The organism is Agromyces binzhouensis (assembly GCF_004135055.1).
Taxonomy (GTDB): Bacteria; Actinomycetota; Actinomycetes; order Actinomycetales; family Microbacteriaceae; genus Agromyces; species Agromyces binzhouensis.
The window spans coordinates 1-810 of sequence record NZ_SDPL01000721.1 but is presented as its reverse complement, the minus strand read 5'-3'; the positions used below and the strand labels follow the sequence as shown (position 1 = coordinate 810).

Here is an 810-nt window from a genome sequence, read left to right as displayed (position 1 = left end):
GCACCTCGCGCCCTACCTGCCCGGCCACCCGATGGCCCAGCGCGCCGACCACGCCGGCGGCGTCGAGCACGGCGGCGGCCCCGTGTCGGCGGCGCCGTACGGCAGCCCGTCGATCCTCCCGATCTCCTGGGCGTACGTGCGGATGATGGGCGCCGAGGGGCTCAAGCAGGCGACCGCGACCGCGGTGCTCGCGGCCAACTACGTCGCCGCCCGCCTGCGCGACCACTTCCCGGTGCTCTACACCGGGGAGAACGGGCTCGTCGCGCACGAGTGCATCCTCGACCTGCGGCCGCTGACCGCGGAGACCGGCGTCACCGTCGACGACGTCGCCAAGCGCCTCATCGACTACGGCTTCCACGCGCCGACCATGTCGTTCCCGGTCGCGGGCACGCTCATGGTCGAGCCGACGGAATCGGAGGACCTCGCGGAGCTCGACCGGTTCGTCGAGGCCATGATCGCGATCAAGGCCGAGGCCGACGCGGTCGGCCGCGGCGAGTGGCCCGCAGAGGACAACCCGCTCCGCAACGCCCCGCACACCGCGGAGTCGGTCATCGCGGGGGAGTGGACGCACCCGTACACGCGCGAGCAGGCGGTCTACCCGGTGCACTCGCTCGTCCGGAACAAGTACTGGGCCCCCGTCCGCCGGATCGACCAGGCGTACGGCGACCGCAACCTGGTCTGCGCCTGCCCGCCGATCGAGGCGTTCGCGTAACCGTCGCCCGCGGCATCGCGCCGAGGCGCCGTCCCGGCGCTCCGGAGCGGGCGCGGTGAGCGGATGCCGCGGGCGGTCGTCAGGCGGTCCGCGGTGCC

General features: G+C 74.2%; 1 pseudogene. It reads left to right on the top strand.

The window, feature by feature from the left end:
- Window positions 1-712, top strand: a pseudogene (locus ESO86_RS17870) (glycine dehydrogenase (aminomethyl-transferring)); the annotation flags it as partial.
- Between the last annotated feature and the right edge of the window lie 98 nt (window positions 713-810).